At 67.7% G+C, this 14,062-nt stretch carries 10 protein-coding genes; 6 read left to right on the top strand and 4 right to left on the bottom strand.

The features are described from left to right. Nucleotides 1–37 precede the first annotated feature (37 nt). Together ACZK29_RS16540 and pbpC are read left to right on the top strand one after the other, a co-directional pair. Entirely contained in the window at nucleotides 38–4,945 is a 4,908-nt protein-coding gene (locus tag ACZK29_RS16540; protein ID WP_478446256.1) for an alpha-2-macroglobulin family protein, read from the top strand. 49 nt (nucleotides 4,946–4,994) lie between these two features. After that, nucleotides 4,995–7,376 (top strand): penicillin-binding protein 1C, encoded by a 2,382-nt coding sequence (pbpC, locus tag ACZK29_RS16535; protein WP_459048333.1) that lies wholly within the window; start codon nucleotides 4,995–4,997, stop codon nucleotides 7,374–7,376. A gap of 160 nt (nucleotides 7,377–7,536) precedes the next feature. Here pbpC and ACZK29_RS16530 read toward each other — a convergent pair whose 3' ends face one another. Both ACZK29_RS16530 and ACZK29_RS16525 read right to left on the bottom strand, forming a co-directional pair. After that, complete coding sequence (locus tag ACZK29_RS16530; protein ID WP_062607931.1) at nucleotides 7,537–8,112, bottom strand: ferritin-like domain-containing protein; 576 nt, start codon at nucleotides 8,110–8,112, stop codon at nucleotides 7,537–7,539. Between the two features lie 29 nt (nucleotides 8,113–8,141). Beyond that, nucleotides 8,142–8,624 carry a peroxiredoxin gene (locus ACZK29_RS16525; RefSeq protein WP_062607928.1) on the bottom strand — a complete coding sequence of 161 codons (483 nt, stop codon included), beginning with the start codon at nucleotides 8,622–8,624 and terminating at the stop codon, nucleotides 8,142–8,144. A gap of 261 nt (nucleotides 8,625–8,885) precedes the next feature. On the opposite strand from ACZK29_RS16525, the gene ACZK29_RS16520 reads away from it, so the two are divergent. After that, nucleotides 8,886–9,779: a DnaJ C-terminal domain-containing protein gene (locus ACZK29_RS16520; protein WP_111204795.1), complete on the top strand. Its 894-nt coding sequence runs from the start codon at nucleotides 8,886–8,888 to the stop codon at nucleotides 9,777–9,779. An 88-nt stretch (nucleotides 9,780–9,867) separates the two neighbouring features. On the opposite strand, the gene pilH is transcribed toward ACZK29_RS16520, so the two are convergent. Then, the gene (gene pilH, locus ACZK29_RS16515; RefSeq protein WP_005410644.1) at nucleotides 9,868–10,239 is read right to left on the bottom strand and encodes a twitching motility response regulator PilH; all 372 of its coding nucleotides are present in this window, start codon (nucleotides 10,237–10,239) and stop codon (nucleotides 9,868–9,870) included. Between the two features lie 88 nt (nucleotides 10,240–10,327). Further along, on the bottom strand, nucleotides 10,328–11,323 hold the full coding sequence (locus ACZK29_RS16510) for a YhdH/YhfP family quinone oxidoreductase (protein ID WP_111204796.1): 996 nt from the start codon (nucleotides 11,321–11,323) through the stop codon (nucleotides 10,328–10,330). 153 nt (nucleotides 11,324–11,476) lie between these two features. Here ACZK29_RS16510 and hflK point away from each other — a divergent pair, with 153 nt between their 5' ends. The 3 genes from hflK to ACZK29_RS16495 all read left to right on the top strand — a co-directional run bounded on the left by hflK (nucleotide 11,477) and on the right by ACZK29_RS16495 (nucleotide 13,725). Further along, nucleotides 11,477–12,610, top strand: a complete 1,134-nt coding sequence (gene hflK / locus ACZK29_RS16505; protein ID WP_005418335.1) for an FtsH protease activity modulator HflK — start codon at nucleotides 11,477–11,479, stop codon at nucleotides 12,608–12,610. Next, nucleotides 12,607–13,470, top strand: coding sequence for a protease modulator HflC (gene hflC, locus ACZK29_RS16500; protein WP_010482785.1), 864 nt, complete (start codon nucleotides 12,607–12,609; stop codon nucleotides 13,468–13,470). The genes hflK and hflC overlap by 4 nt, the downstream gene beginning before the upstream one ends. A 69-nt stretch (nucleotides 13,471–13,539) precedes the next feature. Continuing rightward, complete coding sequence (locus ACZK29_RS16495) at nucleotides 13,540–13,725, top strand: DUF2065 domain-containing protein (protein WP_005410640.1); 186 nt, start codon at nucleotides 13,540–13,542, stop codon at nucleotides 13,723–13,725. The last annotated feature ends 337 nt before the right edge of the window (nucleotides 13,726–14,062 follow it).

Below are 14,062 nucleotides of genomic sequence, written 5' to 3'. Positions count from 1 at the left end.
CTGCCTATAATGGCCACCTCGATCAAGGAGTGACGACATGAGCGGTCCGGCACGGCGGAAGCGGTGGGGATGGGCGGCGGCGGTACTGGCAGGAGGCCTGTTGCTGGGCCTGGCCGGCTGCCGCAACGACAGCGGGCAGCTGCCCAAGGCCAGCGGTGAAGCCATCACCACCAAGGCCGAGCAGGTGAAGGAGTTCACCCTGCTGCGTGCCTACCCGGACCAGAAGAATGACGGCCTGTCGCTGGCGCTGGAGTTCTCGCGCCCGCTGGTCGGTACGCAGGACTTCGACAAGCTGGTGCGCTTCGAGGAGAAGGTCGGCACCGACGACAGCAGCTGGACGCTGTCCGATGACGGCCTGACCCTGCGCTACCCGTTCGTCGAGGCGGGCAAGGAATTCAGCCTGGTGGTCTCGCCAGACCTGCTGGCCGCTGATGGCAGCCGGCTGGGCAAGGAACTGAAGCAGAAGGTGTTCAGCGGCGAGCTGAAGCCGGTGGTCGGTTTCGCTTCGCAGGGCAGCGTGCTGCCGGCCAAGGACAGCCGCGGCCTGCCGGTGGTCTCGGTGAACGTGCCGGAAGTCGACGTCGAGTTCCTGCGCGTGCGCGAGAAGGACCTGCCAACCTTCTTCAGCCAGTATCAGCGCGGCGGCCGCCGCGGCAGCTGGGAACTGAGCAGCGACTACGAGCGCAGCCCGATCAACAAGCTGGCCGAGCCGGTCTACGTCAACCGCTTCATCCTTGGCGGCAAGAAGAACGAGCGGGTGCTGACCTACCTGCCGACCCAGGACATCAAGGAGCTGCAGGAGCCGGGCCTGTACTTCGCCCTGCTCAAGCGCACCGGTGACTACGAAGGCGAGTTCGATACCGCGTTCTTCTCGGTCAGTGACATCGGCCTGCATACCCGTGCCTACAAGGACAAGCTGTTCGTGCACACCGCCGGCCTGAAGGACGGTGCGCCGCTGAAGGGCATCGACCTGCGCGTGCTCGATGCCAAGGGCGAGGTGGTGCTGAAGGGCAGCACCGACGGCAACGGCAATGCGCTGCTGAACTACACCCTGGATGCCACCCACGTGCTGGTCGCCAGTAGTGGCAGGGACACCAGCTTCCTGCCGTTCAACCAGCCGGCGCTGGACCTGAGCGAATTCGCCGTGGCCGGTCGTGACAATGCCTGGTTCGATGTCTTCGCCTGGTCGGGCCGCGACCTGTACCGCCCGGGCGAGACCGTGCGCCTGTCCGCGCTGCTGCGCGACAACGATGGCAAGCCGGTCAAGGCACAGCCGGTGTTCCTGCGCCTGAAGCAGCCCGACGGCAAGACCTTCCGCGAGACGCGCCTGCAGCCGGGTGACCAGGGCTACATCAACTTCGAGCAGCTCATCCCCGCCGAGGCGCCGACCGGGCGCTGGCAGGTCGAGTTCCGTACCGACCCGGCCAGCAAGGAAGCGATCCAGGGCATGACCCTGCGCATCGAGGAGTTCCTGCCCGAGCGCATGAAGCTGGACCTGGACAGTGCGCAGAAGACGCTGAAGCCGGGCGAGGACCTGCGCCTGCAGGCCAATGGTGCCTACCTGTACGGTGCACCGGCCGACGGTAACCGCTTCACCGCGCGCATGGCGGTGGCGGCCGAGCAGCGGCCGGTGGAAGGCCTGCCGGGCTACTTCTTCGGCGACCCGACACTGCAGCTGCCGCGCGAAGCCAAGGATGTGATCGATACCACGCTGCCGGCCAACGGCCAGCTGCGCGAGGACGTGGCCCTGCCGGAAGAGGCGGCCAAGGCCAAGGCGCCGATCGCCGTGGTGCTGTCCGGCAGCCTGTACGAAACCGGTGGCCGTACGGTCACCCGCACCCTCAAGCGGGTGATGTGGCCGGCCAATGCGCTGGTGGGCGTGCGCCCGCTGTTCAACCCTGAGGACGGCGCCGATTCCAACGGCAACGCGCGCTTCGAATTGATGCGCGTGGATGCTGCCGGTACGCCGCAGCCGGCCAAGGGCCTGAAGATCACCCTGGTGCGCGAACTGCGCGATTACCACTGGACCTTCAACGACAACCGCTGGGACTACGACTTCACCCGCCGTTTCGAGAACAAGGAAACCCGCACCGTCGATGCCGGCAGCAGCGCGGTCGCCTTTGATTTCCCGGTGGAGTGGGGTGAGTACCGGGTGGACGTGTTCGATCCGTCCACCGGCCTGACCAGCCGTTACCCGTTCCGTGCCGGTTGGAGCTGGGGTGATGACAACCGTGGCCTGGACGCACGTCCTGACAAGATCAAGCTGGGCCTGGACAAGACCGGCTACAAGGCAGGCGACACGCTCGAGGTGACGGTGACCCCGCCGCACGCCGGCAAGGGCATCCTGATGGTCGAGACCGACCGCATGCTGTACGTGCAGGACATCGACGCCAAGCCGGGTTCGACCTTCAAGATTCCGGTCACCGCCGACTGGGAACGCCACGACGTCTATATCACTGCGCTGGTGTTCCGTGGCGGCAGTGCGCCGAGCAAGATCACCCCGGCCCGTGCCGTGGGCGTGGTGCATGTGCCGATGGACCGCAAGGGCCGCACCGTGGCGGTCGGCCTGGCCGCGCCCAAGCAGATGCGCCCGGAGCAGGACCTGCCGGTGACGGTCAGCGCACCGCAGCTGGCCGGCAAAACCGCGCATGTCACCGTCTCGGCGGTGGACGTGGGCATCCTCAACATCACCCGCTTCCCGGTGCCGGACGCCAGCGCGCACTTCTTCGCCCAGCGTCGCCTCGGCATCGATGCCTACGATATCTACAGCCGGGTGATCGAGAGCTTCGACGGCGGCGCCGGCAAGCTGAAGTTCGGTGGCGACATGGCGCTGCAGGCACTTCCGCAGGCCAAGCGACCGACCGCACGCGTGCAGACCGTGGACCTGTTCTCCGGACCGGTGCAGCTCGACGCCAAGGGCATCGCCCGCATCCGCCTGAAGGTGCCGGACTTCAACGGCACGCTGCGGGTATCGGCGCTGGTCTACAGCGATGACCAGTACGGCAAGCGTGATGTGGAAACCGTGGTGCGCGCGCCGATCCTGGCCGAAGCCAGCATGCCGCGCGTGCTTGCCCCGGGCGACCGCAGCACCGTCACCCTGGACGTGCAGAACTTCACCGGCAAGCCGGGTGCGTTCAATGTGCGGGTGGAAACCGAGGGCCCGCTGAACCTGGGCGAGGGTAGCCGCAGCGTGCAGTTGAATGCCGATGCCAAGACCACGTTGAGCTTCCCGTTGTCTGCACGCGAAGGCCACAGCGTGGCCAAGGTGCGGGTGCGCGTGGACGGCAACGGCTTCAAGGCTGACCGCCGCTACGACCTGCCGGTGCGTGCGGCATGGCCGCAGGTGCTGCGTTCGCAGGTGCGCACGCTGGATCCACTGGCTGCGGTCAGCCTCGACAACAGCCTGACCGAGGGCCTGATGTCCGAGTCGGTGAACGCGCGGTTGCTGGTCAGCCCGCTGCCGCCGATTCCGTTCGCCAGCGCACTGCAGGGCGCGCTGAACTACCCCTACGGGTGTGCCGAGCAGACCACCAGCAAGGGCTATGCCGCGCTGATCCTGGACCAGGCGACGTCGTCGATGCTCGGCGCCGATGGCCTGGACGCCAAGGCCCGCCGTGAACGCATGGAAGGCGCGTTCGGTCGCCTGGCATCCATGCAGGTGGCCAATGGCAACTTCTCGATGTGGGGTGACGATGGCTACGTGAACCCGTGGCTGACGCCGTATGTCACCGAGTTCCTGCTCGATGCAAAGGACGCCGGCTTCGCGGTGCCCGACAATGTGCTGCAGAAGGCGCTCAACCGCCTCAGCGAGGACCTGCTGTCCGGTGGCAACCAGTTCTACGGCCAGGATGACCGCGAGAAGCTGACGTTCTCCAACAAGGCGTATTCGGGCTATGTGCTGGCCCGGGTCAACCGCGCACCGCTGGGTACCCTGCGCGCGCTGTACGACAACGAGCGCGGCAAGGCAGTCGGCGGCCTGTCGCTGGTCCACCTGGGCGTGGCGCTGTCGCTGCAGGGCGATGCCAAGCGTGGCCAGGCGGCACTGGCGGCGGCCTTCGCCAAGTCAAGCAGCGAACGTCCGTCGTACTTCGGCGACTACGGCAGCGCGATCCGCGATGACGCACTGATGATCGCGCTGACGCACGAGAACAAGCTGGCCAAGCCGGCCTGGGACGCACGTGCTGTCGATCTGGGCCGTGGCCTGGATGCGCGCCGCAGTGCCGGCTGGATGTGGTTGAGCACGCAGGAACAGGTAGCCATTGCCCGCCTTGGCAAGGCACTCGCCGCCAACCAGAAGGCACTGGTGGCGGGCGAACTGGTGATCGGTGGCACGACCGAAGCGATCGGCGAACGCAAGCTGTTCGGCCGCAACTTCAGTGCCAGCGAACTTGCCAGCGGCGTGCGCTTCACCCCGCAGGGCCAGCCGCCGATGTTCGCCAGCATCGACGTGGCCGGCATCCCGCGCAGCGCACCGGCGCCGGACAACAGCGTGCTGGGTGTCGAGCGCAGCTACTACGGCACCGATGGCAAGCCGTGGTCGCCGCGCCCGCTGAAGGAAGGTGAAGCCCTGATCGTGCGCGTCACTGTCACTGCCGATACCACCATGCCCGATGCACTGCTGACCGACCTGTTGCCGGCCGGCCTGGAGATCGAGAACTTCAACCTGGGCGACGCCAAGCAGTGGGCCGATGTGGTGGTCGATGGCATCACCATCAGTGACCGCGGTGAAGCGGCCGATACCAAGCACGAAGAGTTCCGCGACGACCGCTACGTGGCTGCGCTGAAGCTCTCGCGTGGCAGCAAGGCCAACGTGTTCTACCTGGTGCGCGCGGTGACTCCGGGTACCTACTCGGTGCCGCCGCCGCTGGTGGAGGACATGTACCGGCCGCAGCTGCGTGGCGTTGGCCGCAGCAACCCGACCACGATCACGGTGGTGCAGCCGTGATTCCACGGATGGGCCGCGACGGCGCGGCCCGTCCTTCGGGCACTACGCAATGAAGGACGCAAAGAAGACTCGGCTGGCGGCCCTGCGCCGCCGGCTGCGGCCGCTGTGGCCGTGGCTGCGCTGGGGCACCGCAGCCACGCTGATGCTGCTGCTGGTGCTGGACGTCGCCTTCCCGCCGCCGCTGCCGAAGCAGCGCGATACCAGCACCCTGGTGGTGTCGGCGGACGGCACACCGCTGCGTGCGTTCGCTGATGCCGAGGGCGTGTGGCGCTATCCGGCCTCGATAGACAGCGTCTCGCCGCTGTACCTGCAGGCGCTGCTGACCTACGAGGACCGCTGGTTCTGGAGGCACCCGGGCATCAACCCGCTGGCGATCCTGCGTGCCAGCGGCCAACTGCTGCGTGGCGGCCGTATTGTTTCCGGTGGCTCGACCCTGACCATGCAGGTCGCCCGCATCCTTGATCCGCACACGCGCACCCCCTGGGGCAAGCTCAAGCAGATGCTGCGTGCGGTGCAGCTGGAAGTGCACCTGAGCAAGCGGCAGATCCTGGCCCTGTATCTGGAGCGCGCGCCGTACGGCGGCACCATCGAAGGCGTGGAAGCAGCCAGCTGGGCCTATCTGGGCAAGCCGGCGGCACAGCTGTCGCATGCCGAGGCCGCGCTGCTGGCGGTGCTGCCGCAGGCGCCGAGCCGGCTGCGCCCGGACCGCCATCCGGAAGCGGCACAGAAGGCACGCGACAAGGTGCTGTCACGCATGGCCGAACTGGGTGCATGGACACCGGAAGAGGTGGAAGACGCACGCATCGAGAACGTGGTGGCGCGCTCGCTGCGGCCGCCGCTGCATGCTGCGTTGCTGGCGCAGCGCCTGCACTCGGCGCATCCGGGCCAGGCACGCATCCAGAGCAGCATCGACATCAGCCTGCAGCGCACCCTGGAAGAGCGCGTGGCCAGCTATTTCTCGACGCTTCCCGAACGCACCTCGGCCGCGCTGCTGGTGGTCGACAACCAGACCCTGCAGGCGCGTGCCTATGTCGGTACGTTGTCCTTTGGCGACCGCCAGCGGCTTGGCCACGTGGACATGGTGCAGGCCTGGCGTTCGCCGGGCTCCACGCTCAAGCCGTTCCTCTACGCAATGGCGCTGGATGATGGGCTGATCCATTCGGAAAGCCTGCTGGTCGATGCGCCGCAGAGTTTCGGCAGCTACCGCCCCGGCAACTTCGACATGGCCTTCAATGGGCCGATCGGCGCTTCCAGCGCATTGCGGCTGTCGCTCAACGTACCTTCGGTGGACCTGCTGCAGCGGGTCGGTGCGGCGCGCTTCGCCGCGCGGCTGTCGCACGCCGGCATCCAGCTGCGCTTCCCGCCGGGCAGTACGCCCAACCTGTCACTGATCCTGGGCGGCACCGGTGCACGGCTGGAAGACCTGGTCGGGGCGTTCGCCGCGCTCAACCGCAATGGCATCGCCGGGCGCGTGCGCTACACCGATGAAGAGCCGATGATCGAGCGGCGCCTGGCGTCGCCGGGCGCCAGCTGGATCGTGCGCGAGATGCTGGAATCGAATCCACGCCCGGGGTACAGCATCGGCACCTTCGATGTCGGTGGCCGCCCGCGCGTGGCCTGGAAGACCGGCACCAGTTACGGCTACCGCGACGCGTGGGCGATCGGCAGCACCCGCCACTACACGGTAGGTGTGTGGGTGGGGCGCCCGGATGGTACGCCGCTGCCGGGGCAGTACGGTGCGGTCACCGCGTTGCCGTTGATGTTCGAGGTGGTGGACAGCCTGCCACGCCAGCGCGGTGACTCGGCGGCCGCGCCGATGCCGGCCAGCGTCAGCCAGGAAGACGTCTGCTGGCCGACCGGTGAGCGTGCCGAGGGTCTGTCTGCTGCGCTTTGCCAGCGACGGATGCCGGCCTATCTGCTGGAGGGGGCTGCGCCACCAACCTTCCCCGAGCGCGAGGCGCGGCGCTGGCAGCCGGGTCGGCAGCGCTACCTTGCCGACGCGCGTACCGGGCTGCGCGTGTCGGCCGATTGCCGATTGCCGCACGAAGAAGTCGCGCGCGAGATCGCGCGCTGGCCCGCGTTGCTGTCGCCGTGGCTGTCCAAGGCCACGCGCGAGGCCTCGCAGCTGCCGGCGCTGTCGCCGGACTGCCGTGATGATGGCCGTGAGGCCAGCGTCGCGCTGCACATCGACGGGCTCAACGATGGCGCCGCACTGGCGCGTGCGCCCAATGCGGAGCATGGCGTGCGCCTGCAGCTGCGCGCGCTGGGCAGCGAGCAGGCGGTGGACTGGCTGCTGGATGGCCGCTGGATCGCGCAGACCCGTGGGGCGCAGCTGATGCAGCGCGAGTTCGCCGACCCCGGTACGCACACATTGACCGCATTGGCGGCCGACGGCGCCTGGACGCAGGTGCGGTTCAACGTGCTGCGGTAGGTGCCAACCTTGGTTGGCACTTCCCGTATGTTTGCCACGCTGTTGTAGAGCCGAGCCCATGCTCGGCTGCTCCTGCGACGTGCATTCAGCGGTAAGCCGAGCATGGGCTCGGCTCTACAACACCGTAAATGGCCGCGAGCCCGTGGCGCTACCGGTTTCACTATTCCCCGATCCACCCATCCAGCAGGTCGGCGAATTCATCGGCATGCTCCTCTTCCTGCGCCAGGATTTCCTCAAGGATGCGCTTGGTGGTGGTATCGCGGTCGCCGATGAAGTTGATCATCTCGCGATAGCTGTCGATGGCGATGCGCTCGGCCACCAGGTTCTCGCGCACCATGTCGCGCAGGTCGCTGCCTTCCTTGTACTCGGCATGCGAGCGCGCGGTCAGCGTATCGGGATTGAAATCGGGTTCGCCGCCGAGCTGGACGATGCGCTCGGCCAGCTTGCCGGCGTGCGCCTGTTCCTGCTGTGCATGCTCAAGGAACTCGGCTTTCACCGCATCGGCCAGCATGCCCTTGGCCATGAAATAGTGCCGGTAGTAGCGCAGCACGCAGACGTACTCGGTGGCCAAGGCGTCGTTGAGCAGCTTGATCACCACCTTGCGGTCGGCGCTGTAGCTGTCGGTGATCGCGCCGTCCTCGATGTTGCGCCGGGCGCGATCACGCAGGGTCTTGCGGTCGCTGATGCCGGGAATCCTCGCGGCGGGCTTGCTGGCTTTGGCTGGCTTGCTGGACATGGCTGGCCGTTTCCTCTTGCGGTGGAGAATCAGGTGGGCAGGTGCTCCAGCACGTACTCGGCCGAAGACACTTCGAACTGGCCGGGCTGTTCGACCCACGCCGCGCGCACCACGCCATCGACCACGTACAGTGCGAAGCGGCGCGAGCGGATGCCCATCCCCGAGGCGCTGGCGTCGAGCTCCAGGCCGAGCGCGCGGGTCAGTTCTGCATTGCCGTCGGACAGCATCAGCAGGCCGTCGGGCACGTGCTGGTCGGCGGCCCAGGCCTTCATCACGAACGGATCGTTGACCGCCACGCAGTAGACGTCGATGCCGCGCTGGCGGAAGGCCTCGAACTTCTCGACGTAGCCGGGCAGGTGACGGGCCGAACAGGTCGGGGTGAACGCACCGGGCACGGCGAACAGGACCACCTTGCGCGCGTCGAACAGCGAATGCGTATCGAGCGTTTCGATGCCCTCGCGGATGCGCTTGAGGGTCACTTCGGGAATACGGTCGCCAACGTGGATGGTCATGGGGAACTCCTTGCTGGGGCAGGCTAGTGGGCCGGATGGGACAGGGGCGTCAAGACATTGGAAACCCGGTGTGCAGGCCCCATCTTCAGGCTTTGTGGCAGGGGCTTCCAGCCACAGCGTGGCGCACGGGGATGGCAGCCGCATTGCGCAGGATCAGTCGGCCTCACCGGGGCCGCACGAGGGGCGGCGTAGCATCGCCGGCGCGTAGAATGAACCCGGGGCGGCGCCACCGGCGCGGCCGAAGCGAATCGAGGTAGCTGGATGGAATTCAAGGATTACTACGCCACCCTGGGGGTGGAACCGAGCGCGGGCGAGGCGGAGATCAAGACCGCCTACCGCCGGCTGGCACGCAAGTATCACCCGGACGTCAGCAAGGAGGCCGGGGCCGAAGACAAGTTCAAGGCGGTCAACGAGGCCTATGAGGCGCTGCGTGACCCGGAGAAGCGCGCGGCCTACGACCAGCTGCGCGCGCAGGGCTATCGCCCGGGCGAGGAGTTCAACGTGCCGCCGAACTACGGCGGCGCCGGGGGCTTCAATTTCGAGGAAGTGTTCGGCGGCGGCGGCCCCAACGGCGGCTTCAGCGACTTCTTCGAAAGCCTGTTCGCGCGCCAGCGTGGCGGTGGCGGCGCTGGTCCTGGGCCGGGCTTCAGCAGCCAGGGCCATGCGCCCAATCGCGATACCCGCGCCAAGCTGTCGGTACCGCTGGAGGCGGCCTATAACGGTGACAGCCTGCGCATCACCGTCAACGGCAAGCAGCTGGACGTGCGCGTGCCCAAAGGCATCCGTCCGGGCCAGGTGATACGGCTGGCCGGGCAGGGCAATCATGGCGGCAACCTGCTGCTGGAAGTGGAGTACGCCGCCCATCCCCAGTTCGAGGTCGATGGCCGCAACATCCTCTATACGCTGCCGGTGACGCCGTGGCAGGCCGCGTTGGGGACCAGCATCAGCGTGCCGACTCTGGGCGGTGCGGTGGATCTGAAGATCCCGGCCGATTCCGATGCCGGGCGCAAGCTGCGCCTGCGTGGCCGTGGCCTGCCGGGCAATCCGGATGGCGACCAGATCGTCGAGATCGAGATCGTGGCCCCGGCCGCAACCGACGAGGCGCAGAAGAAGGCCTACCGGAACCTGGCCAAGGCGTTTGGCGAGACCATTTGAAGGTAGTGCCGGCCGCTGGCCGGCAACTTCATTGCCCTGGACGGTGATGCGTGGTTGCCGGCCAGCGGCCGGCACTACCGCGCGCGTCTCAGCCCTGGCCCGCGAACACGCGCTCCAGCACCTCGGACAGCTCGTCTTCCGAGAACGGCTTGGTGATGTAGGCCTTGGCGCCCTGGCGCATGCCCCACATACGGTCGGTGTCCTGGTCCTTGGTGGTCACCAGAATCACCGGGATGTGGCGGGTCGCCTCGTCGCGGGCCAGCGTGCGGGTGGCCTGGAAGCCGTTGAGGTTGGGCATCACAACGTCCATCAGGACCAGGTCGGGCAGCTCGGCCTTGGCGGTTTCGACCCCGGCGGCGCCATCGGTGGCGGTCAGGATCTGGTGCCCGAGCTTCTCGACGATGCGCTGTATCCCCAACAGCTGCGACGGTGAGTCGTCGACGATCAGAATGCGTGCCATGTTGTTCCCCATGTAATGCCCGCAGTGTAGTGCGGGCACATTACCGGCGGGAGGGGAGCGCCTGCCGTCCGTCGCCTGCCTGCGACGTTCAGTCGATCCGCACCACGGTGCGGCCCAGCGAGCCGCCGGCCAGCATCCGCTCGAACACGGCGGGCAGGCCATCCAGGCCGACTTCGGCAGTACAGATGCGGTCCAGGTGCTGCGGTTTCCAGTCACTGCCCAGTCGCGACCACACCTCTTCGCGCAGCCCGCGCGGCGCATTGGCCGAGGACACCCCCAGCAGCGAGACACCGCGCAGGATGAACGGCATCACGGTCATGTCCAGCGTCGGGCTGGCGGCCAGACCGGCACTGACCACGCTGCCGTAGGGCACGGTCTGCGCCAGCAGGCTGGCCAGCATGTCGCCTCCGGCATTGTCGAGGCCACCGCCGAAGCGCGCCGACTGCAGCGGGCCGGTCTCGGCCAGCGCGTCGCGCGGCAGTACCTCGGTGGCGCCGATGCCGCGCAGGAAATCGGCCTGGTCCGGCTTGCCGCTGACCGCGTGCACGCTGTAGCCGGCACGGCTGAAGATCGCCAGCGCCAGCGCACCGACGCCGCCGCTGGCACCGGTGACTGCCAGCGGGCCGAGTTCCGGGGTCTGCCGGTTGTCCTGCATGCGCAGCAGGGCCAGCGCCGCAGTGAAGCCGGCGGTGCCCAGCACCATCGCCTCGCGCGGGGTCAGCCCGGCCGGCTGGGCGATCACCGCGCGCGATTCCAGCCGCACGTACTGGCTGTAGCCGCCATCACGGGTCTCGCTGAGGCCGCAGCCGGTGGCCAGCACCGCATCGCCTTCACGCCAGTCCGGGTCGGAGCTGGCGACCACGGTACCGGCCACGTCGATGCCGCCGACCAGCGGGAAGCGGCGCAGGATCTTCCCCTTGCCGGTGCCGGCCAGCGCGTCCTTGTAGTTGACCGAGGACCAGTGGGCGCGGATCAGCACCTGGCCGGGGTTGAGGTCGTCGACACCCAGCCGGGCCAGGCCGCTGCGGTAGCCGGCGTCGTCGTTTTCGATGCGGAAGGCGGTGAACGGGGTGGTGGGGGCCATCGGCGTTGCCTGACTTCGAGGAAAACGCCACCTTACCCCGTTGCCCCCCTTTCGATCCTGCCGATCCGCCCCATCTTGTATGATCGGTGATGGTTTCACGGCTGGCGGTGCGGGAAGGGCCCGCGCCGCAGCCCAAATCTTGATGGAGCGTGCATGGCCTGGAATACACCCGGCGGCAACAAGGGCGGACAAGGCCCCGAGGACAATCGACGCGGGCCGTTCGGGTCACGCGGCGGTGGCAATGGTGGTGGCTGGGGCGGATTGCCCGGGCCGCTGAAGGACCTGTTCGACGGCGGCATCGTGCGTTGGGTGGTGGCGGCCGTGGTGCTGCTGGTGCTGTTCTCCAGCTTCCAGCTGATCGGTGAACAGCAGCGTGGCGTGGTGCTGCGCTTCGGCCAGTTCTCGCGCATCCTGCAGCCCGGCCCGAACTTCAAGCTGCCGTGGCCGATTGAGTCTGTCACCAAGGTCAACGCCACCGAGATCAAGACCTTCTCGATCCAGGTGCCGGTGCTGACCCGCGACGAGAACATCGTCAACGTCTCGCTGAACGTCCAGTACCGCATCGACGACCCGCAGCAGTACCTGTTCGGCACCGTTGATGCCAACCAGGTGCTTGAGCAGTCGGCGCAGAGCGCCGTGCGCGAGGAAGTTGGCCGCGCCGACCTCAACGCCGTGCTGAACAACCGTGGTCCGCTGGCCGTGGCCGCCGAGGAGCGCCTGCAGGCGCTGCTGAAGGCGTTCAAGACCGGCCTCACCGTGACCGGCCTGACCCTGCAGGACGCCCGTCCGCCGGAAGAAGTGAAGCCGGCCTTCGACGAAGTCAACGGTGCCCAGCAGGTCAAGGAACGCCTGATCAACGAAGCCCAGGCCTACGCCGCCAAGGTCGTGCCGGAAGCCCGAGGCCAGGCCTCGCGCGCCCGTACCACCGCCGAAGGCTACAAGCAGGCGGTGGTGTCCAAGGCCGAGGGTGACGCGCAGCGCTTCAGCCTGTTGCAGGCCCAGTACAAGGACGCCCCGGAAGTGACCCGCAAGCGCCTGTGGCTGGAGACCGTGCAGCAGGTGCTGAGCGAGAACCGCAAGGTGATCGGTGGCGATGGCCGCCAGCTGATCTACGTGCCGATGACCGGCGATACCCGTCCCACCACCTCGGCTCCGGCCGCAGTGGCAAATCCGGATGTGGTGATGCCGTCGCTGCCGGGTGCAGCGGTGGAAGCTTCCCGTGATCCGGGCCGGCCGGTGGGCCGCCCGACCGGGCGACCGAGCGGCCGTGAGGAGGGCAGCCGATGAAGAGTCCTATCTGGATCGCCGTGATCGTGGCGGTGGTGCTGGGCCTGCTCGGCTCGGTGTACGTGGTCCGTGAGGACCAGACCGCCATGGTGCTGAACCTGGGCAAGGTGGTGCGTTCGGACATCAAGCCGGGCCTGCACTTCAAGGTGCCGGTAGTGGAAACGGTGAAGGTCTTCGACCGCCGCTTCCAGGTGCTCGACACCGCGCCGGCGCGCTACTTCACCGCCGAGCAGAAGGACGTCAGCGTCGACTTCTTCGCCATCGGCTACATCTCCAACGTGGGTGACTACTTCCGTGCCACCGGCGGCGATCCGCGCATCGCCAATGCCCGCCTGGCACCGATCATCACCGACTCGCTGCGCAACCAGATCAACTCGCGCACCCTGCAGCAGCTGGTTTCCGGCGATCGCAGCGAGCTGATCGCCGAGCAGCTGAAGGGGATCAACGAAGCCGTGGCCGGCCTGGGCATGCAGATGATCGACCTGCGCATCAAGCAGGTGGACCTGCCGACCGACAGCCAGGTGATCAACGATGTGTACGAGCGCATGCGCGCCCAGCGCAAGCAGGAAGCGGCGAAGCTGCGTGCGGAGGGCGAGGAGCAGTCGCTGACCATCCGCGCCCAGGCCGACCGTGACAGCACCGTGCTGATTGCAGAAGCCGAGCGTGATGCCCAGCGCCTGCGCGGTGAAGGCGATGCCGATGCCGCCCGCATCTACGGCAAGGCCGGCTCTGCCGATCCGTCGTTCTACGCGTTCTACCGCAGCCTGGAGGCCTACCGTGGCTCCATGACCGACGGCAACGGCGTGATCGTGCTGGACAAGAACGACCCGTTCCTGCAGTACCTGAAGAACGACCGCTGAGGTCGCAGGGCATTACCCCACGGGGCCCGGCTGAATGCCGGGCCCCGTGTTTTTTCCGGAGTCCCCCCCATGAAAGATCTGTTCGCCGCCGTCTGCCTGGTGGCGGTGCTGGAAGGCCTGTTCCTGTTCGTCGCGCCGTTCGCCTGGAAGCGCATGGCCGAGCGCCTGCTGGACCTGCCCAGCCCGGCCCTGCGCAGCTTCGGCGGGCTGGTGCTGCTGGCCGGCCTGAGCCTGCTGTGGTGGGCGCGGCACTGAAAGGGTAGTGCCGGCCGCTGGCCGGCAACCCGGGATTGCCGGCCAGCGGCCGGCACTACCGCCTGCGTTCACATGCATGGCCCGGCTCTGGTAGATACCAACCTTGGTTGGCGTTGCCGGCCAGCGGCCGGCACTACCGGGCGGGGCCTGAGCGGCCGGCACCATCGGGCGGGGCGGCTGACCGGCCGGTGAAGCCGTCCGTCGGAAAGGTGGCACCCGACCCCGGAAACCCGGATAATGCACAAAAGCCGGACGGGCCTCCCCGTTCGGCTTTTTCCGTGTCTGGGCCTTCCATCGCCGGCGCTCCCCGTTTGGAGCCGCCCTCCAGGTGCTGGCC

Source organism: Stenotrophomonas sp. 89682_Sma, from assembly GCF_056481405.1.
Note: the sequence above shows the minus strand (reverse complement) of the source record. Positions and strands in the feature narration are given on the sequence as shown.

Bases quoted from the DNA above. Each gene is read 5' to 3' on its own strand.
- ACZK29_RS16540 (WP_478446256.1), top strand. From the start codon at position 38: ATGAGCGGTCCGGCACGGCGGAAGCGGTGGGGATGGGCGGCGGCGGTA.
- pbpC (WP_459048333.1), top strand. From the start codon at position 4,995: ATGAAGGACGCAAAGAAGACTCGGCTGGCGGCCCTGCGCCGCCGGCTG.
- ACZK29_RS16530 (WP_062607931.1), bottom strand. From the start codon at position 8,112: ATGTCCAGCAAGCCAGCCAAAGCCAGCAAGCCCGCCGCGAGGATTCCC.
- ACZK29_RS16525 (WP_062607928.1), bottom strand. From the start codon at position 8,624: ATGACCATCCACGTTGGCGACCGTATTCCCGAAGTGACCCTCAAGCGC.
- ACZK29_RS16520 (WP_111204795.1), top strand. From the start codon at position 8,886: ATGGAATTCAAGGATTACTACGCCACCCTGGGGGTGGAACCGAGCGCG.
- pilH (WP_005410644.1), bottom strand. From the start codon at position 10,239: ATGGCACGCATTCTGATCGTCGACGACTCACCGTCGCAGCTGTTGGGG.
- ACZK29_RS16510 (WP_111204796.1), bottom strand. From the start codon at position 11,323: ATGGCCCCCACCACCCCGTTCACCGCCTTCCGCATCGAAAACGACGAC.
- hflK (WP_005418335.1), top strand. From the start codon at position 11,477: ATGGCCTGGAATACACCCGGCGGCAACAAGGGCGGACAAGGCCCCGAG.
- hflC (WP_010482785.1), top strand. From the start codon at position 12,607: ATGAAGAGTCCTATCTGGATCGCCGTGATCGTGGCGGTGGTGCTGGGC.
- ACZK29_RS16495 (WP_005410640.1), top strand. From the start codon at position 13,540: ATGAAAGATCTGTTCGCCGCCGTCTGCCTGGTGGCGGTGCTGGAAGGC.